At 69.5% G+C, this 22,584-nt stretch carries 22 protein-coding genes and 1 pseudogene; 11 read left to right on the forward strand and 12 right to left on the reverse strand.

Going from position 1 to position 22,584, the window contains the following annotated elements:
• Window positions 1-24: 24 nt before the first annotated feature.
• Both rpsI and glmM read left to right on the forward strand, forming a co-directional pair.
• Window positions 25-561, forward strand: coding sequence for a 30S ribosomal protein S9 (rpsI, locus tag ACZ6S6_RS26680; RefSeq protein WP_123461078.1), 537 nt, complete (start codon window positions 25-27; stop codon window positions 559-561).
• Window positions 562-726: 165 nt separating this feature from the next.
• A complete protein-coding gene (gene glmM / locus ACZ6S6_RS26685; protein ID WP_469707119.1) occupies window positions 727-2,085 on the forward strand; it encodes a phosphoglucosamine mutase in 1,359 nt (452 codons plus the stop codon).
• Window positions 2,086-2,120: 35 nt separating this feature from the next.
• Here glmM and ACZ6S6_RS26690 read toward each other — a convergent pair whose 3' ends face one another.
• Window positions 2,121-3,089: a DUF389 domain-containing protein gene (locus ACZ6S6_RS26690; protein WP_469707120.1), complete on the reverse strand. Its 969-nt coding sequence runs from the start codon at window positions 3,087-3,089 to the stop codon at window positions 2,121-2,123.
• A gap of 28 nt (window positions 3,090-3,117) precedes the next feature.
• Window positions 3,118-4,113 carry a type I pantothenate kinase gene (gene coaA, locus ACZ6S6_RS26695; RefSeq protein WP_362964908.1) on the reverse strand — a complete coding sequence of 332 codons (996 nt, stop codon included), beginning with the start codon at window positions 4,111-4,113 and terminating at the stop codon, window positions 3,118-3,120.
• Between the two features lie 236 nt (window positions 4,114-4,349).
• Between coaA and ACZ6S6_RS26700 the strand changes: the two genes are divergently transcribed.
• Window positions 4,350-5,135 (forward strand): hypothetical protein, encoded by a 786-nt coding sequence (locus ACZ6S6_RS26700; protein WP_469707121.1) that lies wholly within the window; start codon window positions 4,350-4,352, stop codon window positions 5,133-5,135.
• Window positions 5,136-5,375: 240 nt separating this feature from the next.
• Here the strand turns inward: ACZ6S6_RS26700 and ACZ6S6_RS26705 are convergent, their stop codons facing one another.
• Window positions 5,376-6,359 (reverse strand): Lrp/AsnC family transcriptional regulator, encoded by a 984-nt coding sequence (locus tag ACZ6S6_RS26705; protein ID WP_362964912.1) that lies wholly within the window; start codon window positions 6,357-6,359, stop codon window positions 5,376-5,378.
• Window positions 6,360-6,484: 125 nt separating this feature from the next.
• Here ACZ6S6_RS26705 and ACZ6S6_RS26710 point away from each other — a divergent pair, with 125 nt between their 5' ends.
• The 4 genes and pseudogenes from ACZ6S6_RS26710 to ACZ6S6_RS26725 form a co-directional block, all read left to right on the forward strand.
• Window positions 6,485-8,002, forward strand: coding sequence for an MFS transporter (locus ACZ6S6_RS26710; RefSeq protein WP_469707122.1), 1,518 nt, complete (start codon window positions 6,485-6,487; stop codon window positions 8,000-8,002).
• Window positions 8,003-8,009: 7 nt separating this feature from the next.
• Entirely contained in the window at window positions 8,010-8,402 is a 393-nt protein-coding gene (locus tag ACZ6S6_RS26715; protein ID WP_362964916.1) for an AraC family transcriptional regulator, read from the forward strand.
• A gap of 96 nt (window positions 8,403-8,498) precedes the next feature.
• Window positions 8,499-8,915 (forward strand): VOC family protein, encoded by a 417-nt coding sequence (locus tag ACZ6S6_RS26720; RefSeq protein WP_469707123.1) that lies wholly within the window; start codon window positions 8,499-8,501, stop codon window positions 8,913-8,915.
• Window positions 8,916-8,971: 56 nt separating this feature from the next.
• A pseudogene (locus tag ACZ6S6_RS26725) lies at window positions 8,972-9,292 on the forward strand (IS630 family transposase); the annotation flags it as partial.
• 160 nt (window positions 9,293-9,452) lie between these two features.
• Here the strand turns inward: ACZ6S6_RS26725 and ACZ6S6_RS26730 are convergent.
• Entirely contained in the window at window positions 9,453-9,581 is a 129-nt protein-coding gene (locus tag ACZ6S6_RS26730) for a hypothetical protein (RefSeq protein WP_469707124.1), read from the reverse strand.
• A gap of 168 nt (window positions 9,582-9,749) precedes the next feature.
• On the opposite strand from ACZ6S6_RS26730, the gene ACZ6S6_RS26735 reads away from it, so the two are divergent.
• Window positions 9,750-10,880 carry an eCIS core domain-containing protein gene (locus ACZ6S6_RS26735; protein ID WP_469707125.1) on the forward strand — a complete coding sequence of 377 codons (1,131 nt, stop codon included), beginning with the start codon at window positions 9,750-9,752 and terminating at the stop codon, window positions 10,878-10,880.
• 133 nt (window positions 10,881-11,013) lie between these two features.
• Here the strand turns inward: ACZ6S6_RS26735 and ACZ6S6_RS26740 are convergent, their stop codons facing one another.
• From ACZ6S6_RS26740 to asnB, 4 genes are all read right to left on the reverse strand, one after another.
• Window positions 11,014-11,883 (reverse strand): hypothetical protein, encoded by an 870-nt coding sequence (locus tag ACZ6S6_RS26740; RefSeq protein WP_469707126.1) that lies wholly within the window; start codon window positions 11,881-11,883, stop codon window positions 11,014-11,016.
• A 182-nt stretch (window positions 11,884-12,065) separates the two neighbouring features.
• Window positions 12,066-13,385, reverse strand: coding sequence for a UDP-glucose dehydrogenase family protein (locus ACZ6S6_RS26745; RefSeq protein ID WP_469707127.1), 1,320 nt, complete (start codon window positions 13,383-13,385; stop codon window positions 12,066-12,068).
• Between the two features lie 71 nt (window positions 13,386-13,456).
• Window positions 13,457-13,897 (reverse strand): NUDIX domain-containing protein, encoded by a 441-nt coding sequence (locus tag ACZ6S6_RS26750; protein WP_469707128.1) that lies wholly within the window; start codon window positions 13,895-13,897, stop codon window positions 13,457-13,459.
• Window positions 13,898-13,925: 28 nt separating this feature from the next.
• Window positions 13,926-15,692, reverse strand: coding sequence for an asparagine synthase (glutamine-hydrolyzing) (gene asnB, locus ACZ6S6_RS26755; RefSeq protein ID WP_469707129.1), 1,767 nt, complete (start codon window positions 15,690-15,692; stop codon window positions 13,926-13,928).
• A gap of 673 nt (window positions 15,693-16,365) precedes the next feature.
• Here asnB and ACZ6S6_RS26760 point away from each other — a divergent pair.
• Window positions 16,366-17,406, forward strand: coding sequence for a sporulation protein (locus ACZ6S6_RS26760; RefSeq protein WP_469707130.1), 1,041 nt, complete (start codon window positions 16,366-16,368; stop codon window positions 17,404-17,406).
• 96 nt (window positions 17,407-17,502) lie between these two features.
• Here the strand turns inward: ACZ6S6_RS26760 and ACZ6S6_RS26765 are convergent, their stop codons facing one another.
• The 3 genes from ACZ6S6_RS26765 to ACZ6S6_RS26775 all read right to left on the reverse strand — a co-directional run bounded on the left by ACZ6S6_RS26765 (window position 17,503) and on the right by ACZ6S6_RS26775 (window position 19,890).
• Window positions 17,503-18,063 (reverse strand): hypothetical protein, encoded by a 561-nt coding sequence (locus tag ACZ6S6_RS26765; RefSeq protein WP_469707131.1) that lies wholly within the window; start codon window positions 18,061-18,063, stop codon window positions 17,503-17,505.
• Between the two features lie 131 nt (window positions 18,064-18,194).
• Window positions 18,195-19,142 (reverse strand): helix-turn-helix domain-containing protein, encoded by a 948-nt coding sequence (locus ACZ6S6_RS26770; RefSeq protein WP_469707132.1) that lies wholly within the window; start codon window positions 19,140-19,142, stop codon window positions 18,195-18,197.
• A gap of 328 nt (window positions 19,143-19,470) precedes the next feature.
• Window positions 19,471-19,890 carry an ATP-binding protein gene (locus tag ACZ6S6_RS26775; RefSeq protein WP_469707133.1) on the reverse strand — a complete coding sequence of 140 codons (420 nt, stop codon included), beginning with the start codon at window positions 19,888-19,890 and terminating at the stop codon, window positions 19,471-19,473.
• Window positions 19,891-20,026: 136 nt separating this feature from the next.
• Between ACZ6S6_RS26775 and ACZ6S6_RS26780 the strand changes: the two genes are divergently transcribed.
• Together ACZ6S6_RS26780 and ACZ6S6_RS26785 are read left to right on the forward strand one after the other, a co-directional pair.
• Window positions 20,027-20,878: a helix-turn-helix domain-containing protein gene (locus ACZ6S6_RS26780; RefSeq protein ID WP_469707134.1), complete on the forward strand. Its 852-nt coding sequence runs from the start codon at window positions 20,027-20,029 to the stop codon at window positions 20,876-20,878.
• Window positions 20,875-21,081 (forward strand): DUF397 domain-containing protein, encoded by a 207-nt coding sequence (locus tag ACZ6S6_RS26785; protein ID WP_469707135.1) that lies wholly within the window; start codon window positions 20,875-20,877, stop codon window positions 21,079-21,081. Before ACZ6S6_RS26780 ends, ACZ6S6_RS26785 begins: the two co-directional genes overlap by 4 nt.
• A 15-nt stretch (window positions 21,082-21,096) precedes the next feature.
• Here ACZ6S6_RS26785 and ACZ6S6_RS26790 read toward each other — a convergent pair whose 3' ends face one another.
• Complete coding sequence (locus ACZ6S6_RS26790; protein ID WP_469707136.1) at window positions 21,097-22,551, reverse strand: ATP-binding protein; 1,455 nt, start codon at window positions 22,549-22,551, stop codon at window positions 21,097-21,099.
• Window positions 22,552-22,584 lie beyond the last annotated feature (33 nt).

Raw genomic sequence — 22,584 nt, forward strand, 5'->3', positions numbered from 1 at the left:
GTACAGAAAGATCTGAGGAGAATCGTGGCCGAGACCACTGCAGAGACGCCCGTCGAGGGCACCGAGGTCACTGAGGGCGAAGAGACCTTCGCCGAGGTGACCACCTTCGAGTCCGAGGTGCCCGTCGAGGGCGAGTACACCTCGGAGTCGCTCGTGGGCCGCTTCGGTGACCCGCAGCCCGCGGCCGGCCTTGGCCGTCGCAAGAACGCCATCGCCCGCGTCCGGATCGTTCCGGGCACCGGCAAGTGGAAGATCAACGGTCGCACCCTTGAGGACTACTTCCCCAACAAGGTGCACCAGCAGGAAGTCAACGAGCCCTTCAAGGTGCTCGAGCTCGACAACCGCTACGACGTCATCGCCCGCATCTCGGGTGGCGGCGTGTCGGGTCAGGCCGGTGCCCTGCGCCTCGGCGTCGCCCGCTCGCTCAACGAGGCGGACGAGGACAACAACCGCGCCACGCTGAAGAAGGCCGGCTTCCTCTCCCGCGACGACCGTGCGGTCGAGCGCAAGAAGGCCGGTCTCAAGAAGGCCCGTAAGGCACCGCAGTACAGCAAGCGCTAAACCGCCTGCTCATCCGCGTTACTCGTTCGCCCCGGCGGCACACCTCGTGCTGCCGGGGCGTTCGTTTATTGGCAGCCTCGGGCATATAACGGCATAAGACGTTCATACGCCCGTGGATTGTCTGGTCTGTTTTTTTGCGTTTCGGAGCACCTTCGGAGGACACCAGTGGGACGACTCTTCGGCACGGACGGCGTGCGCGGTGTCGCCAATGCGGACCTGACGGCCGAGCTCGCGCTCGGCCTCTCGGTCGCTGCGGCGCACGTACTGGGCGAAGTGGGCACCTTCGAGGGCCACCGGCCGACGGCCGTGGTCGGCCGGGATCCCCGCGCCTCCGGAGAGTTCCTGGAGGCCGCCGTGGTGGCGGGCCTCGCCAGCGCGGGCGTCGACGTCCTGCGCGTCGGCGTACTGCCGACCCCGGCGGTGGCCTACCTCACCGGCGCGCTGGGCGCCGACATCGGCGTGGTGCTCTCCGCCAGCCACAACGCGATGCCGGACAACGGGGTCAAGTTCTTCGCCCGAGGCGGCCACAAGCTCGCCGACGAGCTGGAGGACCGCATCGAGACGGTCTACGAGCAGCACCGCACCGGTGCGCCGTGGGCCCGTCCCACCGGGGCCGGCGTGGGCCGGATCAGCGACTACGCCGAGGGCTTCGACCGCTACGTCGCTCACCTCATCGGCGTACTGCCCAACCGGCTCGACGGACTGAAGGTCGTACTCGACGAGGCGCACGGCGCCGCCGCCCGCGTCTCGCCCGAGGCGTTCGCCCGCGCCGGGGCCGAGATCATCACGATCGGCGCGGACCCGGACGGCCTGAACATCAACGACGGCTGCGGTTCCACGCACCTGGAGCTGCTCCGCGCCGCCGTCGTCGAGCACGGCGCCGACCTCGGCATCGCGCACGACGGCGACGCCGACCGCTGCCTGGCCGTGGACGGCGCCGGCGAGGAGATCGACGGCGACCAGATCCTGGCCGTCCTCGCCCTCGCCATGCGCGACGCCGGACAGCTCCGCAAAGGCACCGTGGTCGGCACCGTGATGTCGAACCTCGGCTTCAAGATCGCCATGGAGCGGGAGGGCATCCAGCTCGTCCAGACCGCTGTCGGTGACCGTTACGTACTGGAGTCGATGAAGGCCGAGGGCTACGCCCTGGGCGGCGAGCAGTCCGGCCACGTCATCGTCCTGGACCACGCCACGACCGGCGACGGCACGCTGACCGGCCTGATGCTGGCGGCACGGGTCGCCGCCACCGGCCGTACGCTCGCCGAACTGGCCGGTGTGATGGAGCGCCTGCCGCAGGTGCTCATCAACGTGCCGGACGTCGACAAGTCCCGGGTGGCCACCTCCCCGGAGCTGGCCACGGCCGTGGCCGAGGCCGAGCGCGAGCTGGGCGCCACCGGACGCGTGCTGCTGCGCCAGTCGGGCACGGAGCCGCTGGTACGGGTCATGGTCGAGGCGGCCGACATCGAGCAGGCGCGCGCGGTGGCCGGACGGCTGGCCGACGTGGTGAAGTCCGCGCTGGGTTAAGCGTCAGGGGGGGGCGGGCGGCTGCGCCCGCCTCCCTAAGCCCGCGTGCTGCGAACGGGCGGCTCCGCGTGTGCCCGCTGGCGGCGCCGGGCCGTCCGCCACAGGGCCTTCTGCGCCAGCAGCGTCAGCGTCCCCGAGAGCACGATGCCGCCGAGGTTCGCCGCCAGCTGCTGCGCGGAGCCGGCCATCTGGTGGTAGTCGCTGTAACTGAACGCCACCGCGGCATTGGCCGCGGCCGGCACGGTCGTCACCGAGATCGCGACCCCGATCAGCGCCCCGGACTTCGCCGAGGTCAGGGAGAGCGTCCCGGCGATGCCCGCCAGGAACGCCACCACGAACGACAGCCAGTCCGGCTGCCAGACGAACGCCGTATTGGGCCGCTTCGCCTCGATCATCGCGGCGTCGAACAACCCGAAGACGTCCATCAGCCAGGCGAAGCCGGCCGTCAGCACCATCGCGAGGGCGAAGCCGCCGACCAGCGCCCACAACGAGCGCCACACCAGGCGCGGGGCGCGCTGCACCAGCGCCGTGGAGATCCCGGCCAGCGGGCCGAACTCCGGGCCCACCGCCATCGCGCCCACGATCAGGATCGCGTTGTCGAGCATCACACCGCAGGCGGCGAGCATCGTCGCGACCGCGAGGAACGACACGTAGGTGACGCTGAACGTCGACTCCTCGTGGGTCGCCTCCGTCAGCTCCTCCCACAGGACCGCGTCCGCGCCCTCGCCCGGTGCCTCCTCCTCGGCCCGGTCGGCGCGCGCGGAGAGCGTCAGATCCATGTTCTCGACGGTGATCGACCCGTAGGTGTCGACCCCGAGCCGCCGCAGCTCCGCGATCAGCTCGTCGCCCGCCTCGCGCGCCACGTCGCACATCACCATGTCGCCGACCGGGTCACGCGCGGCCCCCGGCAGCACCACGAGGTGGGCGGTGCCGACGGTCCGCTCCAGCAGGCCCGTCACCTCGTCCGTGTGCTCGGCGGGGACCAGCAGGCGCAGATGCAGCACGAAGGGCTCCTCAGGTGATTCCCGCGCCTCATAGCTTGCGCAGGGACAGCCGCTGGACCTTGTGGTCGGGGCCCTTGCGGAGCACCAGGGTGGCACGGCCCCGGGTCGGCGCGACGTTCTCCACCAGATTGGGCTTGTTGATGGTCCGCCACATCGTCGCCGCGTACTCCATCGCCTCCGCCTCGGAGACCTGGGTGTACTTGCGGAAGTACGACGACGGGTCCTGGAACGCCGTCGCGCGCAGCTTGCGGAAGCGGTTGAGGTACCAGGTCTCGATGTCCTCGGCCCGTGCGTCCACGTACACACTGAAGTCGAAGTAGTCCGCGAGCCCGACCCTGGTCCGGCCGTCCTTGCCGGGCAGCGCGGGCTGGAGCACGTTCAGCCCCTCGACGATGAGGATGTCGGGGCGCCGCACGGTGAGCCGCTCGCCGGGCACGATGTCGTAGATCAGGTGCGAGTAGACGGGGGCCGTCACCTCGTCCTTGCCCGCCTTGATGTCGGCGACGAAACGGGTGAGGGCGCGCCGGTCGTAGGACTCCGGGAAACCCTTGCGCGACATCAGCCCGCGCGCGTGGAGCTCCTTCATCGGCAGCAGGAACCCGTCCGTCGTCACCAGCTCCACCCGGGGGTGCTCCGGCCAGCGGGCCAGCAGCGCCTGGAGGATACGGGCGCTGGTCGACTTGCCGACCGCCACGCTGCCCGCGACCCCTATGACGAACGGGGTGCCGCGCTGCGCGCCGTGCCCGTTGCCCGCGTCCCCGAGGAAGGTGTTCAGCGCGCCCCGCAGCCCGGAGGTGGCCTGCACGTACAGGTTGAGGAGCCGGGAGAGCGGCAGGTAGACGTCCCGCACCTCGTCCAGGTCGATGACGTCCCCGAGCCCGCGCAGCCGTTCCACCTCCTCGGCGGTCAGCGGCAGCGGCGTCTTGTCGCGCAGCGCGCTCCACTCCGCTCGGGAGAGGTCGACGTACGGCGTCGCGGCGTGCTCGGCGCGTCGGTTCGTGCTCCGTGTCGGCGAAGTGATCACGGGGTCATTGTTGCGGGAGTTCGACGGGAGTTCGAACGGAGTGGGGGGTGGAGTCGGTCACGTGGGGGACGGACGGGACTTCCGGGCCCTGGCGGATTTCCATGATCACCCTGCCCGGATCGCCCGGCCGGCCCGCTGGTAGCCTGCCGCTCCGCCGGTCGGCCGACCGGCTCCCCAGCCCTTCAGGCAGCAAGCCCACCGAGGTACGAATGAAGACAGGCAGCAGAACCGGGGCCGTGACCGTACTCGCGGGGACTCTCGTCCTCTCGGCGTTCACGGTTCCGACGGCGCAGGCCGCTGGCACCGGGATCACGGTGACGGGGATCGTCGTGAACGGCGGCAAGCCCGTCGTCGTGGGAACGTCGGACGTGAAGGAACCGCGGATCACCTTCCGGGTCCACCTCCCCGCCGGGTACAGCACGGCCGATTTCAGCGCGTGGGACGCGGATCCGTACCTCTACCACGGCACCACCGCCGCGAAGGGGGCGCGGAGCGGCAGCCTCCAGGCGGGCTACACCTGCTACGAGACGGCCGCCCGGACCTCGGACTGCGAAGGCGCGCTGTACATCGATCCGCGCTACCGCCTGGACTCGAACAACGACGCGACGACCTGGAAGATCGGCGTCGCGACGAAGCTCTGGAAGACCAACGGGAAGCTCAGGACGGAGCAGTACACGACCGCTCCCGGCGGTGTGCAGATCCGGCGGTGGGCCAAGGCCACGGTCAACGCCTCGCCGGAGCCGGTGAAGAAGGGCGGAACGCTCACCGTGACGGGCAGCCTCAAGCGCGCGGACTGGGTGAAGCACAGGTACACCGGCGTCGCCGCCGCGACGGTCAAGCTCCAGTTCCGCAAGAAGGGCGGCTCCGCCTACGCCACGGTCAAGACGGTGAAGTCCAGCTCCACGGGCACACTGAGGACCACCGTCAAGGCATCCGTCGACGGATACTGGCGCTGGAGTTTCGGCGGCTGGTCCACCACCGGCGCCGCCACCTCCGCGGTCGACTTCGTCGACGTGCGCTGAGCGGAGCCGCCGGGCGGGGCCCGGAACGGATCACACCGACCGCCGGGCCCTCCCGTACCGAGGATCCGCGGACACGGCCTAGGGTCTTTCGTTTGGATCAGGCTGGATCAGGGAGCGGGGTCCGGTGCCGTGCATCGCAAGGCGGAGGAGGGAGTCAGGGCGGAGTCCTGGCGACCGACGACAACGCCGCGAGGTGCGGTGCCGGCCCCCGCGAGCCCAGCATGATCCAAACGAGAGGCCCTAGCCCCGGAACGGCCGGTACGTCAGCTGCTTCACGCGGCGCAGGAACGGCATCGACTCCACGTGCTCGACGCCGTCCAGCCGGCCCAGACGCTCGCTCAGGTAGCGGTACAGGTGACGGGTGTCACGAGTGATCACGACCGCCAGCAGGTTGGACGTGCCCGTGGTGGCGACCGCGTACGCGACCTCGCGGTCGGTGGCAAGTGCCTCGCCCACCGTGTGGAGGGCGCGGGGTGCGGCGGTGATGTACAGCATGCTCGCGTTGCGGAAGCCGAAGTAGTCGGATTCGAACTCGACGTCGACGTACAGCGCGCCCGAGGCGACGAGCTGGACCAGGCGGCGTTTGACCGCCGATTCGGACCGGCCCGTCGCCTTCTGGAGCTCGGGGTACGTGGCCCGGCCGTCCTCCTCCAACGCGGCGACCAGCGGCTCGTCCTCGGCGGTGATGACTGCCGGGCCCGGGTGGTCCGGGAGGGGCGCGGTGGCCATGGCGGCGGCCTCCTCGGTCGAGAGCGCACCGCTCTTGTGGAGCCAGCCGGAAGGGCCGCCGTAGAAGCGGTGCAGCAGCTGGTGTGCGCGGATGTCGACGATGTGCGGGGTGCGCGGCAGCTTGCCGAGCAGCAGGTCGTCGGCATCGCCCTGGTTGCGTACGTTGGCCGTGCACGTCACCTCCGTACCGCCCGAGGTGAGGCCGATCCACGAGGTGTCGGGACGTTTGGCCAGGGCCTCGGCGATCGCCATCGCGCCCTCGGGCGCGCACCGCACGCGCAGCAGCCAGTGGTCGAGCGAGTCCTCGGCGGTCGCGCAGCGGACCCCGACGACCCGGAGTCCGCCCGCGGTCTGCAACCGGCGGAACCGGCGTGCCACCGTCTGGTCGGAGACGCCGAGCACGGTGGCGATCCTGCTGAAGGGGGCGCGGGCGTCCAGCTCCAGTGCGTGCAGGATCCGGAGGTCCAGGACGTCGCCCGGCGGGTTGGATTCCATCGCTGAATGCCTCTTCTGTGTCGGATTCCGGCGCTCATCGATTCCTGGCTGGGGATTTCGGTCGCGCTCATCCGATCGTACGGGAGTGGTCGCCGGCCACGCCGAATCCGTACAGGGAGAAAGACATGCGTAAGTGGGGGCCGCTCACCGCGGTCTGTCTGGGAACGTTCATGCTGCTGCTCGACGTCACGATCGTGATCGTGGCGCTGCCGGACATGGCACAGGCGCTGGGCGCGTCGCTCTCCGAACTCCAGTGGGTCATCGACGGGTACGCGCTCGCGCTCGCCGCGTTGCTGCTCGGGATCGGCGCCGCCGCCGACCGGTTCGGGCGGCGCCGGGTCCATGTCGCGGGCATCGTGCTCTTCGCCGCCGCCTCGCTGGCCTGCGGGCTGGCCTCCTCGCCGACGGCGCTGGTGGCCGCACGCGGGGTCCAGGGGGTGGGCGCGGCCGCGATGTTCGCGACCACGCTGCCGCTGCTCGCCTCCGTGTACCAGGGCAGGGAACGGTCCGCCGCGCTCGGGCTGTGGGGCGCGGTGAGCGGTGCCGCCGCCGCGATCGGGCCGGTGGTCGGCGGGCTGCTGACCGAGGGGCCGGGATGGCGCTGGATCTTCTTCGTGAACCTGCCGGTCAGCGTGGCCGCGATCTGGCTGACGGCCCGGACCGTGCCCGAGTCGCGCGGGGCGCGGGGCCGGCGGATCGACTGGGCCGGGACCGCGGCCTTCGCGGTGTTCGCGGGGGCGGTGACGTACGGCGTTGTCCGGGCGGGCAGCCAGGGCTGGACGTCCGCGAGCACGCTCGCCACGTTCGGGGTCGCCGCGCTCGCTCTGCTCTGCTTCGTGCTCGTCGAGCAGCGCGTCGAACACCCTCTGCTGGAACTGTCGTTGTTCCGTAAGCCCGGCTTCGTCGGGGTGATGGCCGGGGCGCTCGCGTTCAACGCGGCGGCCTTCGCCGTCCTGCCGTACACCTCGATCTGGTTGCAGACCGTGCTCGGACTCAGCCCGGTCCAGGGCGGTCTCGCGGTGCTGCCGCTGGCCGCGACGGCCTTCGTGGTGGCGGCCGTCGGCGGGCGGCTGCTGCACGGGGTGAGGCCGGGGCTGACCATCGGCGTCGGGCTCGCACTGATCGGCGTCGGCACGCTCGGCCAGGCGGTGCTGAGCGCGGGCTCCTCGTGGCCCGCGCTGCTGCCGGGGCTGATCGTCGCGGGCATCGGCACGGGTCTGGTCTCCCCGGCCATCGCGGGCGCCGCACTCGCCTCCGTACCGCCGGAGCGGGCGGGCATGGCCGGCGGCGCGGTCAACACGTTCCGGCAGCTCGGATACGCCTTCGGGGTAGCCGTGTTCGGGACGGTGCTGACCTCGCGTATGGGGGAGACGCTGAGCGAGGGGCGGTCCCACGCGCTCGCGGGCGGCGGCGCGCCGGGGCTGCGCGCGGCCGGTGTACCGGAACACGCGCTTCGGGCGGCGTTCGCCTCGGGGCTGAACACGGCGGCCGTGGTGGCCGGTGCGGTGGGAGTCGTCGCGGGTGTGGTGGTGCTCGTGCTGGTGCGGGGGGACCGGAAGGCTCCGGGGGCTGTGGAGAGCCCGGCGCCGGAGCCGGCACGTGTGGGACCGGCGGAGCCGGTGGCGGGGGCGGGCGTGGTGTGATGGCGGTGTGAGCCGCGCCGCAGAGGAGTCGAACCGCCGGATGCTCCGGGCCCGGGACGCGATGGACCGCGCGTACGCGCAGCCGCTGGACGTAGCCGCCCTGGCCCGGATCGCCCATGTCTCCCCGGCGCACTTCTCGCGCACCTTCCGTGCCACGTTCGGCGAGACGCCCCACCGCTACCTGCAACGCCGCCGGGTGGAGCGCGCGATGTTCCTGCTGCGGGAGACCGACCACAGCGTGACGGACATCTGCTTCGAGGTCGGCTTCGGCAGCACGGGCACCTTCAGCCGTACGTTCCGGGACATCGTCGGCCGCTCACCGAGGACGTACCGCAAGGAATCCGTACCCACGGGCGTTCCCACGTGCTTCACGATGGCGTGGACGCGACCGAGCGACTGAGCGGCGCTGCGGCGGAGCCGTGAAGCGATGGAGCGACTGAGCAACCGAGCAGTTCTGGATAACTTTTCCCGCGGCCCGCCCTCTAGCGTTGAGCACATGTTCACAGCAATCACGCACTCGCAGATCTACGTCCTCGACCAGGACCAGGCCCTCGACTTCTACGTCGGCAAGCTCGGCCTGGAGGTCGCCGCCGATGTCGACATGGGCTTCATGCGCTGGCTCGCCGTCAGCGTCCCCGGCCACCCGGAGCGCCAGATCCTGCTGGAGCGGCCGGGCGCCCCCGCCATGTCGGAGGAGACGGCGGAGCAGGTACGCGAACTGGTGACCAAGGGCGCGATGGGCGGCTGGCTCATCCTCACCACGGACGACTGCCGCAAGACGTACGAGACGCTGCTCGCCCAGGGCGTCGAGTTCACCGAGGAGCCCACCGACCGTGACTACGGAATCGACTGCGGCTTCCGCGACCCGTTCGGCAACCGCCTCCGCTTCACCCAGCTGAAGACCGGCTACTGAACTTGATTGGGTGATGTCGGGCCGTTCGCCTGACAGGGACTGAGCGAGGTCGGCAGTTGTGTGGTGGGAGATACGCGCAGGGCGGCCGTTTGACTGATGGCAAGAGGGCTGCAATAGAGCGGATCCGGCTGGAGGCGGCCGGTCGCTTCGAGAGCGGCGCGAAGAACGGGGAGATCACGGCCGCGCTGCGCGTGAGCGAGTGGTCGGAACGCTGGCGCCGCCAGTGGCGTGAGGGGGGTGAAGAGGGTGTCCGGTCGAAGGGATCACCAGGGCGTCCGAGGCTTTCGGTAGAACAAATGGCAGTCTTGGAGCGGCAGTCAGAGCTTGGTCCCCTCGCCCATGGCTGGGCTGACCAGCGGTGGACACTGGCCCGGTTGAGCGGTGACCATCGACGCGACCCGGTGCGACAGGCGGTGGTCGTGACATGGCCAATACAAGTGAGCTGGGTCGAGGCATCACCACGATCGCTGACATGGTGATCTCCTGCCATCCGGCTGCCCGGTTGATCGAAGGTAAGGCTAGGCGGTTTCGTTTGGATCATCGGGTGGACCAGATGAAGGTGCCGGCGATGTGGAGTCCGGTGAGGGTCTGCACCCGTGCTTTCGCGTCGCTGCCGGTGGTCGCGGCGAGGTGGATGGACGGGTGGCGGTGTTCGAGAGGGAACACTGCCCGTTTGGGCAGAGTTGGGTACGGCGCCGACGTTCCTGGGGGGCATTCCCACAGGTGGGACAGGAACCGGAGCCCACTTGTCCGAAAGGCCTCGGAGCTTCGGGTTCCAGAGGAGGCACAGTGCCTTTAGGTTCGAAACCCAGAGCTCCACCCGAGGAGGCCCGGATGCACTCGCACGACAAGAAGTCCCGATCCGCTGCTCCGGGCACCCGTGGCGGTACAGCACGGTCGGGCCCGCCCGCCGGGTTGTTGGGGTTGCAGGCCAGCGTCGGCAACCAGACGGTGCTGCGGATGATGCAGCGTGCGCGGGAAGAGGAAGAGGGAGAGCATCAGCACGACGAGGAAGCCGTTCAGCGGTCCGACGTCGAGGCTGGTCTGCGCACTCACGGCCGCCCGCTGAATCAGGCCACGCTGGCCCGCAAAGAAGACCAATTCCAGGCTGACCTGTCTGCGGTCCGGGTGCACACGGGGACTGTCGCGCGGCAGGCGGCTGCCTCCGTCCAGGCGCGGGCGTTCACAGTGAATCAGGACATTGTGATCGGGGAGCACGGCCGCGATTCGGAGACGCTGGACCACGAGCTCACCCACGTCGTCCGCAACCAGGAGAAAGCCTCGACAGGACATCGAACGGGCGGCGGGTTCAGCATGACCCATCCGCACGACGATGAGGAGCGCGAGGCGGAGTCGAACGCGGCGCGGATGCGCTCGGGTAGGGCCAGTGCGATTCAGGGTCTTGGTCCGAGTGCCGCAACCACCGCCGGCGCTGTCTCGGCCTCGGTCCAGCGCTGGTATGACGATGAGGCTGATCCGCTGCTGTTTGACGGGGAGAGTGACATCCCCGGCAAGCAGCGGCGCGATGCTCAAACCAAGGCCCAGGTGGACGCCTTCCTCGCGAACTTGCCGCGGCTGGAGTGGTATGCGCGTACCCGCGAGTCCGTGATCGACAAAGCGGAGAGCCGCCGTGTCACTGATCCATTCACGGAGCAGCCCACGCTGATGTGGCGGTGCGCGTCCTGCCAGCGCGGCGTCACCTATCCCGGCATTGACATCGGGCACCGCCAGCCGTGGAAGCAGTACCTGAAATCCAAGGGTGTCACCAACAATGATGAGGCGAAGGCCGCGTACAACGACCTCAACAATTTGCAGATCGAATGCGCGACCTGCAACCGCAGCCACGATTTCGAGCGCAACGCCGCCGGTGAGTACCTCAGCGGTGATGAGGACTCGGAACACTCCAGCGATCGGGACTTCATCGTCTCGGACAGTAGTTCTGTCGACAGGATGTCTATCTCCTAAGGACTTGCAGGGAAGCAACACCTTGATTCCCTGCAAGTCCTTAGCCCCCGGTGATCCTTACTGAACTTGAATGTGTGATGTCGGTCTGACCTTGACCAGCTGACACGCTCGGGCCGACATCACACATTCAAGTTCAGTAGTGATCAGCACCCTGAACGCTGCAGGTCTGCGGTGTTTGGGCGGGAAGTCCGCCCGGCCCGAGTTTGCGAGCCTTGATCCGGGGGCTGACGAGCCGGTTCCCGGAGCCGGACTGGGACAGCCGGATCTGGTTCAGGTTGATCTCGGACCCGCCTTTGCAGAAGGTTCGGTCCCAGTTCCGTGTGCCCTGCATGCCGAGGGCCGGCGTCGCGGTTGAGCTGAGCGTGGTGGGGGGCGTGGGCCAGAGTCGTGTGGCGAGGTTTGCCGCCTCGAAGGGGTGCTCGACTTCGACGTAGGGGTGGTGCAGCAGTTGCAGAGCAAGCTGCTGTCCGCCAGTCATGCCGAAGCCCAGTGCTGAGAAGCCGAAAGCGGATGGCGCCTTCCCCGCGACAAGCAGGTCCGGGAGCAGAACCATTTCGTCAGGCGTGTCTGGCCCGGACTCCTCCTGGCTGGTGACGGCGCACCATAGTGAAAGGTGGGGCGGCAACTGTCCCGTCGTCCGCATGCCGTGCAGCATGCTGTCGAGGTTCGCCCACGAGCCGCGTTCCCGACTGGGCAGCTCTGAGTCGTGTGCCTCGGGATGCTGTTCGAGGAGGAGAGTCTTGACCGCCCAGCGGGCAACGGCTTCAACTGCGGAGCCGCTGATCGACTCGCCGTCCAGCAGGGCCCGGATGTGCGGCGTGGCGGGCTTTTCGAAGCTGGTGTTGAGCCAGCCGTTGCAGTCACGTCCGCCCCGGTCGTTGTGCCCGCAGGCGGGAGCCATCACTCGGGGCAGCTGCGACCGTTCCGTTTTTCCGCTCCTGTAGGGGATCGGCTGTTCGCCTTGGTAGAAGGTGAATGGGCCGTCGTCCTTGTAGCGGTCCAAGAGCCAACTGGGGCGGACGTGTTCACGGCGCCGCTTGACTGGAGCACCGCACAGTGCGCATTTGAACATGAACTCAGCGTAATCGACTTTAGGGGTTCGGCTGTTGGATTTATGCCCCTCCCAAGCGGGCAGGCCCGCCCAAGGGCTCTCCTGGGCAGGCCTGCGGGCGTCAGCGTGTGGGCTCAGGGGCGGCCGAGGGCGCGGAAGGTCCAGCCGGCCTCCCGCCAGGTGGCCGGGGTGAGAGTGCCGCGGCCGTCGATGACCCGCAGGCCGGCGGCGCGCGAGGCCAGGCGGTGGGGGTGGAGGCGGGAGTACTGCGGCCACTCGGTGAGGTGCAGCAGCAGATCGGCGTCCTGGACGGCGGCGATCGGGTCGTCGATGTAGTCGAGTTCGGGTTGCGTCTTGCGGGCGTTGTCGAGGGCCTGGGGATCGGTGACGGTTACCGTGGCGCCGAGTTCGTGGAGCTTCTGGGCGACGGCGAGAGCGGGTGAGTCGCGGACGTCGTCGGTGTTGGGCTTGAAGGCGGCGCCCCAGACAGTGATGCGTTTGCCCATGAGGTTGCCGTCGAGCTGCTCGCGGGCGAGGTCGACCATGCGTTCGCGGCGGCGGTTGTTGATCGCGTCGACCTCGCGCAGGAATGTCACGGCCTGGTCGGCGCCGAGCTCACCGGCGCGGGCCATGAAGCCGCGGATGTCCTTGGGAAGGCAGCCGCCGCCAAATCCGAGACCGGGCCGCATGCCGCGGTGGCCGATGCGGGCGTCGTGGCCGAGGATGTCGGCGAGCCGGCCGGCGTCGGCGCCCGCTGTCTCGCAGACTTCGGCCATCGCGTTGATGAACGAGATCTTCGTGGCGAGGAAGGCGTTCGCGGAGGCTTTCGCGAGTTCGGCCGTGGCCCAGTCGGTGACGATCGTCGGTGTCCCCACTTCGATGATCTTGCCGAAGCACTGTCGAAGGACGGCTTCGGCCCAGGAGTGTTCGGTGTTGAAGCCGAGGACGAGCCGGTCTGGGTGAAGGGTGTCCTCGATGGCGAACGACTCGCGGAGGAACTCCGGGTTCCAGGCGACCTCGATTTTCTCGCCCGCAGGGGCGTGCTCGCTCAGGATCTCCGCGACGCGTGGTGCGGTGCCGACCGGGACGGTCGATTTGACCGCGACCACGGCCGGGCCCTTCAGGCGCGGCGCGAGCTTGCGGACAGCGCTGAAGAGTTGGGTGAGGTCGTAGGTGTTCCTGCCCACCTGCTGCGGGGTGCCGACGCCGATGAAGTGCAGGTCGCCGTGGGCGGCGGCTTCGGCGTAGGAGGCGGTGAACTTGAGGCGGCCCGTCGCGGTGTGCTTGGTCAGCAGGTCGTCGAGGTCGCGTTCGAAGAACGGGGCCTTGCCGGAGTTGAGGGTGGCGACTCTGTCCATGTCGGCGTCCATGCCGAGCACGTCGTGCCCGAGTTCGGCCATGCAGGCCGCGTGGGTGGCGCCGAGGTAGCCGCAGCCGATGACGGTGAGCTTCACGAGCGGGTATTCCCTTCGGATGGGGCCGCCTCGGCGGCCCCATCCCTCCTCGCCCGAAGAGGGCGGGGTGATCAGGCGGGCCGGGCGGCCAGGTAACGGTGTATCCCGTCTCGGATGAACGGCGGGATCATGAGGATGCCGAGGCGTTCGGGGGCGAAGAACTGGAGCTTGACGCCCTCGGCGAGAGGAAGGTGGGTCTCGTCGCCGTCCCAGGATCCGGCGAAGAAGGTGATGATCTGGCCGGAGCCGTCGGCGTCGCGGATCTCGAAGAGTTCAGTGAGTCCGGAGACGGTCAGGCCGGCTTCTTCTTCGAGCTCGCGGACGATCGCGGCCGCCGGGGTTTCGTCGCTGTCCGCGCCGCCTCCCAGCAGGCTCCAGTGGTTGGGCCAGGCGATGGCGCCCGGCAAGTCGTCACGCAGGTGCAGGAGGAGTTCTCCGCGCCGGTCGGCGATGACCGCGACTGCTCCGCGGGCGGTGGACGGCTGCGGGGAGGTGGTGGTGTCGGATCGCATCCGGCCACCGTAGTAACGGAGTTGAAGATCATGCGGCAGCCCTCACCGCCTGATCCGAAAACCAGGCTGCTGCCATCACGGCCTGCATCCGTGTGCGGTCGAACCGACTGCCGGGCTTAAGCCCGTCCTCCAGCAACGGCCGCCAGGCCGTCGGCGCCTCGGCGAGAGCGGTGCGGATCTGATCGTCGGCCCAGGCTGCGAGGGGCCCGTTCAGCCAGGCGGGGACGGGGCTGGCGAAGCCGAGCTTGTCCCGGCTGCCCCAGACCTCCCGAGGCAGCCCCAGTGCCTTCGCCGCGTCCCGCAGGATCCGCTTCCCCTCGGCCGGATCGCAGATCTTGTGTTCGGCCGGCAGCCGATAGCACAGCTCCACCAGGTCGCGGGCGAGGTAGGGCGACCGGCGTTCGAGTCCATGGGCGGAGGCGAGTTTGTCGCTGGTCATCACCAGCGGACGCCAGGCTGTCGCCAGATCGGCCAGCGTCAACGCGCGGGCCGGATCCCCGCCGGCCCGCCTCATCGCACTGCCGACCAGGTCGCGGATCCGCCCCTCGGGGTCGGGCCCGCGCAGGACGAGCCGGGTGACAGCCTCCGCCGGGTCCAGTCGTTGTCCGGCGGCGTGCATCAGCTTCGTGGCCAGCGGCCGGTATGCCTCCAGTCCCGAGGCCAGGACGGCGTCGGCGCCGAAGAGGACGAGCGCGTGACGGACATAGCCCATCAGGAGCTCGTCCGGCCCCAGCCCGCCGACGACGACCTTGAGGCCGAGAGCAGACGCTTTGCGGTAGGCCATGTACTCGGAGAACGTCGACGCGTTGCCCATCGGATAGTCCAACGCCGAGATCATGTGCTTCAGCACGGTGGCGAAGTCGGAGGTGCCCGGCTCGACCACGATCAGCTCGGCGCCGATGTCACGGGCGATGGCCGCGGCGGTCTTCGACTCGTCCAGCCGGTCCTGGCCCGGGTAGCGGACCGTGATGCAGGCCGGCGGACGCATCAGGTAGGCCAGCACGGAGGAGTCCAGGCCGCCCGATAACAGCAGGGCGAAGTCGCCGGCCGGGGCCCGTAGTGGGACCTGCTCGGCCAGCACGACCGAGAACCGGGCCAGGGCCTCCTTGTAGTCACCCTCGAAGGGCCGGCAGCCCTCCAGCGACCACCAGGTGTGCTGGTCGAGGGAACCGGTGGTGGTGTCGAAGGTGATCAGGGTGGCGGGGGCCAGCAACTGGATACCCTGGAACGGGGTGTCGACTCCGGTCGGGGTCTCGATGGACACCATCTCGGGCCGCAGGACCGGCGGGGCACTGCCGTAGCCGGTCAGGGCGGTGACCTCGGAGGCGAACGCGAGTCGTCCGCCGTCCAGCCGCCAGTAGAGCGGTTTCTCCCCGAGCCGGTCCCGGGCGAGGAACAGCTTGCGGACGCGTGGGTCGTAGACGGCCAGAGCGAACATGCCGTCCAGCCCGTCCAGGCAGGACGGGCCGATCTTCGTCCAGGCCCGCAGCAGAAAGTGGGCGTCCGACTCGCGGGCGCACAGTTCGATGCCCCAGGCTTTCGCCTGCCGGCGGAAGTTGTAGATCTCGCCGTTGAAGGCCAGCAGAACGCCGGTGGAGCGGTCGAGGTAGGGGCCGGGCATGGCTTGCGGGTCGACGATCAGCAGCGTGTTCATCGCCAGCACCGCCCGCCTGTCGACCGAGGCGGCCCGCATCGTGCCGTCCGGCCCGCGATGGGCCTGCGAGAGACCCATCGCGCCGACCGTGCTCTCGTGCCGGGAGGCGTCGTCTCCGGCCAGTCCTGCGATTCCGCACATCTGGTTCACCCCCGAGGGTGGTTGGGATGCCTGGTGGTGGCCACCGCCGAAAGGAAGTTGTTCCGGTCCCGGCGGTGGCCTGGACCCTCATCACAGCGGTTGCGGGCGATCGCGGGGAGGGCTCGCAAGGGGGCTTACAACTCGCATGCGCGGTTCAGTGCAAGCCCGCGAGGCAATACCCTCGGTGACCCAACACGCGGGAAGCGCATACGGACGAGAATGCCCGGCTGCCGTCGAGCGGCGTACGAATTCCGGGCCTCGATCCGTACGACTTTCCGTGTGCGCAACGCTTGAGCAACTGATCGGGGGGACGTCGTGACGTCGACCGTCCGCCGGAGCCGTCCGCCCAACACGGATCTGGCCCGGCTCATCGAAGGCTGCGGTGTGAGTCACAAGTCCCTGGCCCACCGGATCAACCAGCTCGCCGACAGGCTGGCATGGCGACGGACTACTCGCATACCTCCGTCGCGAACTGGTGCAGACGCGGAATGACGCCGAAGTGGCCGGTTCCCAAGTTCCTCGCCCAGGCGATCGGTGAACGGCTGGGCTCCGGTCCGTCGGCCTTGCCGAAATCGGTATGTGCGATGCGCAGACACCGGACACGAACATGGGGTTGGATTTCCCACGAGATCCCGCTGATGCCGTCCGCGTCGCCACTTCGTTCTGGAGCTCCGTGAACCGCCGCGATTTCCTCACCACCGGCGCATCCGGCTTCGCCGTGTCCGCGTTCAGTACCCCCGTCACCCGCCGGTTGGTCACCCCCGCCGATGAGACCGCTGGCCACGACGGTGGTCGCCAGGTCGGCCGTGCGGATCTCGACGAACTGCGCGAGGCAGCCAACGACGCCCGCCGATGGGACTCCAAGTACGGCGGTGGGAGCTGGAAAGCCAACTCCGTCACCACCTGCCTCCAGGAGCGGGCCGCTCCGCTGCTGCGGGGCTCCTTCTCCGACGACGTCGGCTGCGAACTGTTCTCCGTCACCGCGGAACTGTCCCGGCTGGCCGGCTGGACGGCCTTCGACGTCGGAGAACACGATGTCGCCCAACGTCACTTCATCCAGGCCCTCCGCCTGGCTCGCGCGGGTGGTGACGTTCAGCTGGGTTGCTATGTCCTGACCACGATGGCCATGCAGTCACTCCTGCGCGGATTCGCCGGCGAGGCCGTCGATATGGCCCAGGGCGCCTTCGAGCGGGCGAAAGGCCAGGCGGTGCACAGGGTGCTGGCCTTCACCAAGCTGATCGAGGCCCGCGCTCACGCCCGCGAGAACGACCCCAGGGCCGCTTCCCGAGCTCTGGCCGCCTCCGAGACGCTGCTGGAACAGGCGAAGGACGACAGCGGCGACGAGCCTGCGTGGATCGACTTCTATCACCACGCCCGCCTGTCGGCAGATGCCGCCGAGATCTTCCGCGACCTGAAGATTCCCAAGGTCGCCCTGGCCTGGAACCAGCAGGCCGCCGCCATGCCGTCGGGCGTCTTCACCCGCTCTGTCGGCATGCGGCTGGCGATCGTGGGTACCGCCCACCTCCAGGCCCGTGACCTCGACCTCGGCCTTGAACTGGGCCACCGGTCCATCGACATCCTCGCGCGCGTGCAGTCCTCCAGGGCCCTGGACTACGTCCGCGAGTTCAACACAGCCCTCGCCCCCTGGCGGCGTGAGCCGGCCGCCCGTGAGTTCGTCCGGCGGACCCGTAAGGAACTCGGGGTCGCCGTCTGAGCCCCCGCCTGAGGGCGGGGCGGGGCGGGGCAAGACCGTAGCTCTGTTGCTCCTTGAGCTTCACGATCTGCTTGCGCAGGCATACTTCCCTTCGCCCTACCGCCCGCCGAGTCGGAGCACGACCACCACGTAGAGGCTCGCGGACACCGTCAGAACCAGAAGGGCGAGAACCGTGTGGCCTACCAGCCCGCGCCCTGGGGCAAGGCCCAGATGTGCCCGAGCCGCGCGGCTCACACGGGGTTTGACGGCGTCTCGCGCGGCGTTCGCGTCGGCCTTCTCTATTGCTCGGCGCAATTTTCTGCGGCTTCTCTCGGTCGTGATGCCCAGCGCCACCCCGTCGGCGTCGCGGACCAGCAGGGTCCGGTACGCGCTGCCGTACGAGAAGGTCGTCAGCAGCCGGACGGAGGTGATCCGGTTGAGGGCGACGGACCGTTCGCCGGTCAAGGTGCGCGCGATCAGGTGCGACGAAGAGTGCCGGAACGGGGCCCGCTCCTCGCACAGAGCGGGCAGGAGGACGCCACCGGCGATCAGCGACAGCAGGCCGAGCGCGATCGGCGTTCCGTCCGGTACCAGCCCCGCCCTGGCCAGCCCGTAGCCGCCGAAAGGTAGCAGAAGGACCGTCACCGCCAGGGCCGATCCCATGCGTGCACGCGTCACGGCGCGGATTGTGTTCGCTGCCACTGATGGCCCCGTCTCTGTCGGCAGCCATCAGCATGCAGGTGCGGCAAGCCTCCGCACACTGCCTGGGTCCGGCAGTCTTCGGCGCGGGAACAGGGTAGCCATCGCCTCTACGCGGTGACGGACGACTCCGCGACGCACTCGCCGCACCTGCCGGGCTCGGGCGCTCTGAACGCGCGGTCGCAGTCGTCGCAGTTCTGGAGCGGCACCGGGGGAGGGGAGAACGGCGCGGGCGGGACGGAGGCCGGGAGCAGTGTGCTCAGCCGGTGCGCGAGCAGCTTGGCCGGGTACTTAAGGGGGACGGGCAGGTCCGTCGTCAGGGCCCGGGTGATCGTTTCGGGGACGGCGTCGCGTTCGAGCCAGGTTGCGACGGCGGGGGTGAGGCTGCGGATGTCCTTGTCGGAGAGGACGAGTACGGGAGCCTCCCGCCGCAGCCCGAGCAGGATCGCCGAGGCGCGTTGGTGCAGGTCCGGGGTGAGTGCCTGCGGCCGGGGGAGGACGGGTGCGGGCGCGGGCGCGGGGGCCGGTGCGGGCGTGGTCGCGGGGGCCGGTGGGGCAACTGGGTCCCGAACCAGGGCCGGAGCCGGAACAGGGGCTGGAGCCGGAGCCCGAGCCGGAACACGGGCTGGAGCGGGTGCCGGAGTCGGTGCGGCCGGGCTGACGGCCTCCGTACACGGCTGGTTGTACGACGTCGTGCGCGTGATCACGCGGCCGCTGGCCAGGCGTTCGCGGTCGCGCCTCAGGTAGCCGTTCTCTTCGAGTTCGCGCAGTGCCTCGGCGATGCGGGCCTCGCTCTCCGGGAAGCGCTCGACCAGGAACTTGATGCCGACCTTCGCCCCGGCGGGCAGCGACTGGATGTGGGTGGCGAGTCCGATCGCGACGAGCGAGAGGTCCTGGTGCTGGGCCAGGTGGTTGCCCACGACCGTGAAGTGGCTGGTGTGGCGCACGTTGACGTGTAGGACGCCGCCTGACCGGGCGCGCGACGGGGTGCCTGACCGGGTGCCTGGCCGGGTGCCTGACGAGGCGCGCGAGGGCGCGATAATCTGCTGGTTATCCATCGGGAAGCGTTCTCTTCCTTGGTGGTCAGGCCCTCGCTCGGGATGTCAGTCCCGGCGGGGGCCGTCTCATGTCTGAAGTTGGTTTCGCGAGCATATGCCAGGCAACCCGGGCGAAATCCAGCTCAGTTGGCCAACCTCACCCGTGTGAGTGACGGGCGCCCCCGTGGGCGCGCCGGGGCCTGCTGAGGTCCACCGGGATGGGTTGGGTCGGGTTTGGTTTGAGAGTTTCTTCTTCCCAAAGGACTTAAAGCCTTTTACGTCGTGGGCCGCCGCGTCGCGGCCGACCGGGACGCGCCCCACCGGGTCGTAGCCGGCCGCGTCGCGCTCGTTACGACCCGGTGAGGGAGACCTCCGCCCAGACCGTTTTTCGGGGGAACGGGCCGTGCCGGACGCCCCAGCGCGTGGCCAGCGCCTCGACGAGGAGGAGCCCCCGCCCGGACTCGTACGCCTCGGACTGCTCCAGCACACGGGGCAGCCGCTCCCCGCGTGCGTCCGTCACTTCGATGCGGAGCGTGTCCCCGGTGACCGTCAGCAGGATGCGGAAGTCCCGCCCCGGTACGTAACCGTGCAGCGCCGCGTTCGACGCCAGCTCGGCGATGACCTGGCTCGCGTCGTCCAACGGCAGCCCCCAGGAACGGAGCTGTTCGGTCGCCAGCAGCCGGGCGAGTCGGGCGCCCCGGCGGGTCGCGGAAAGCTGCACGGCGAATTGGCCGCTGCGTGCACGCGGTTGGGTGATTTCTCGGTTCACGTCACTCAGAGTGGCCGTCCGTCGCTACGCTAAAAAGCAGTGACACGTATACGGACGGTGACTGTCCAGCGGTCGTACGGGCCTGTCCAAGCCGTACAGCGCCGGAGCGCCGCGAACGGGTGGAGGCGGATGGCGCATGAGTGGCAACGACGTGGTGGACGGACCGGATTGGGCTGTTGACCCCGAGGACGAGTCGGGCGCCGTGATGGCCGTGGTCGGCCGGCAGATCCGGCTCTGGCGGGAGGCGGCGAACCTGCGCGCCGCAGAACTGGGCGAGGCGATCGGGTACGGCGAGAACCTGGTCTACAAAGTGGAGACCGGCACCCGGATCCCCAAGCCGGAGTTCCTGGACCGGGCGGACAAGGCCCTGGGCGCGAACGGCAAGATCGCCGCGATGAAGCGGGATGTGGCGGAGGCGCGGTATCCGAAGAAGGTCCGCGATCTAGCCAAGTTGGAGGCCGATGCGGTCGAGTTGGGCTCGTTTGCGGCCGGTGTGATCGACGGGCTGCTTCAGACGGAGTCGTATGCCCGCGCCCTCTACGGGGAGCGCCGCCCGGCGTTCACCGAGGAACAGGTCGACCAGCTTGTGGCCGCGCGGTTGGCCCGGCAGGCGATTTTCGAGCGTCGGCCCGCCCCGCTGCTGACCTTCGTGCAGGAGGAGGCCACGCTCAGGCGCCCCACCGGCGGGAAAATGGTGTTGCGTCAGCAGCTCGAACACCTGCTAGAACTGAGCATGTTGAGGCATGTCGAGATCCAGGTGATGCCGACCGAGACCGAGGAGCACGCGGGCTTGGGAGGCCCTCATCGGGTGTTTAAGCTGAGTGACGGCACGGCTGTCGGGCTCAACGAAGTTCAGCTCACCAGTCGGCTGATCAGCGATCCCAAGGAAGTCCAAATCCTTGAGATGCGGTACGGCCTGACCCGGGCCCAGGCACTCACGCCTCGGCTCTCGCGAATCTTCGTCGAAAAATTGCTGGGAGAGACATGACTGCGAAGCCCTCGGTCGGAAGCCCTTCCGACCTGACCTGGTTCAAGAGCAGCTACAGCACCAATGACGGCCCCTCGTGCGTCGAGGTAGCCGCCGCCCCCACCGCCGTCCACGTCCGCGACTCCAAGAACATCCCCGGCCCCGAACTCGGCTTCGCGCCGGGCGCCTGGGCGGACTTCGTCTCGTACGCGTCGGCCAACTGAGGGCAGCGCCCGACGTCACCGCCACGCGGCGATCACGGCCTCCGGCCCCCAGTGCGCGGCCAGCCCCTCGGCCGCGGCTCCCGTCGGGGGCCGGCGGCTGACCGCGACCAGGGCCGCGTCCTGCGCGCCCGGCACCTGCTGTGCTGACGCGACGAGTTCGGCCAGGTCCGTTGCCCCGAACGGGGTCTCGTCGCGCCACTTCACCGAGCCCACGAAGGCGACCCGGCGCGCCACCGGCTGGGTGTCGGCGCCGATGAGGTCGACCTCCGGGTTGTTCTGACGGTTCCACCAGCCGCCGACCTCGGTCGCCTCGGGGAAGAGGCCGTCCGGTACCCGGCGGGCGAGTGACTCCCTGATCACCGGTTCCACCGCGCGTCCCCGCCAGGACGGCCAGGACCGCTGGATGCGTGCGGCCGAGATCTTGCCCCTGCCCCTTTCCGCCTGTGCGACGGCGTCCTCCAAGTGAGCCAGCCAGAAGCGCAGATAGGTGTCCGCGACGCGGTAGCGCTTGAGCTTGGGGGCTGCCTGGGTGGACAGGGGGAGGTCGGCGGCAACGATCCGCTTCGCCTCGGTGAGTTCGGTCAGTATCGGGGCGAGCGTGCCGTGTGCCAGAGCGCGCCCGTCGGCGCCGCCCGTGCTCGCGGCGATGCCGGAGAAGGTGCGCTCGCCCGAGCCGATCGCCCGGAGCACCCTGCCCGCCTGGAGCCGGGCGGGGAACTCCGCCGCGAGGGAGCGCTCGCCCGTCGTGAGCAGCACTGACGACGGGTCCTCCACCTGGCGGTGCAGATAGGAGGCGACCGGTTCCCCGGTCCGCCAGCCGGTGACCACTTCGGGGAAGCCCCCGGTGACGAGGTAGGCGTCGAGTGCGGCTGCCGCGTCGAGTCCGGTGGAATCCTGCACGTCCGCCGGGCTGAGCGGCCCCACGGTGTACTGACCCGCCCGGCCGTAGAACGGGTGGTCGTACGATGTCAGCCGGTCCATCATCGCCAGGTCGGAGCCGAGCAGCAGCAGGAGCACCGGCTTCGCGGACAGATGCATGTCCCACGCCGTCTTGAGCGCCGCGCCGAATCCCGGGTCCGCCTCGGACAGCCAGGGGACCTCGTCCAGTACGAGAATCACCGGCTCGTCCGCCGGCAGGGTGGCCGCGGCGGCGGCCAGCGTCCGGACCCAGTCCTCCGGGGCGGCGGCGTGCTCCAGCGCCGCGCCGTGGTCCCGCATTCCCTGGCCGCAGGCAACCGCGTCGAACAGGGCCCGCCGTGCCATCGGCGCGGGTTGACTGCGGGTCGCCCGGAAGAAGACGTACGGCTGCCCCGAACGGGCACAGAACTCCTGCACCAGGCGAGTCTTGCCGATCCGGCGTCGGCCCTTGATCACCAGCGCCTGCCCGGTGCTGCCCCCTGTCCCCGAAGTGACGCGCTCCAGCCATGATCCGAGAATGCGCAGCTCACGGCTACGTCCGGTGAAGGCCACGGGCTCTCCTGCGGCAGGCGGCAAAGTAGGAAC

It is taken from the genome of Streptomyces sp. NPDC048671 (genome assembly GCF_055587045.1).

What these genes read in the sequence shown, in the direction of transcription:
- ACZ6S6_RS26785 (WP_469707135.1), top strand. Translation starts at nt 20,875, where the DNA reads ATGACTGCGAAGCCCTCGGTCGGAAGCCCTTCCGACCTGACCTGGTTC.
- asnB (WP_469707129.1), bottom strand. Translation starts at nt 15,692, where the DNA reads ATGTGCGGAATCGCAGGACTGGCCGGAGACGACGCCTCCCGGCACGAG.
- ACZ6S6_RS26710 (WP_469707122.1), top strand. Translation starts at nt 6,485, where the DNA reads ATGCGTAAGTGGGGGCCGCTCACCGCGGTCTGTCTGGGAACGTTCATG.
- ACZ6S6_RS26720 (WP_469707123.1), top strand. Translation starts at nt 8,499, where the DNA reads ATGTTCACAGCAATCACGCACTCGCAGATCTACGTCCTCGACCAGGAC.
- ACZ6S6_RS26735 (WP_469707125.1), top strand. Translation starts at nt 9,750, where the DNA reads ATGCACTCGCACGACAAGAAGTCCCGATCCGCTGCTCCGGGCACCCGT.
- ACZ6S6_RS26750 (WP_469707128.1), bottom strand. Translation starts at nt 13,897, where the DNA reads ATGCGATCCGACACCACCACCTCCCCGCAGCCGTCCACCGCCCGCGGA.
- ACZ6S6_RS26770 (WP_469707132.1), bottom strand. Translation starts at nt 19,142, where the DNA reads ATGGATAACCAGCAGATTATCGCGCCCTCGCGCGCCTCGTCAGGCACC.
- ACZ6S6_RS26780 (WP_469707134.1), top strand. Translation starts at nt 20,027, where the DNA reads ATGAGTGGCAACGACGTGGTGGACGGACCGGATTGGGCTGTTGACCCC.
- ACZ6S6_RS26705 (WP_362964912.1), bottom strand. Translation starts at nt 6,359, where the DNA reads ATGGAATCCAACCCGCCGGGCGACGTCCTGGACCTCCGGATCCTGCAC.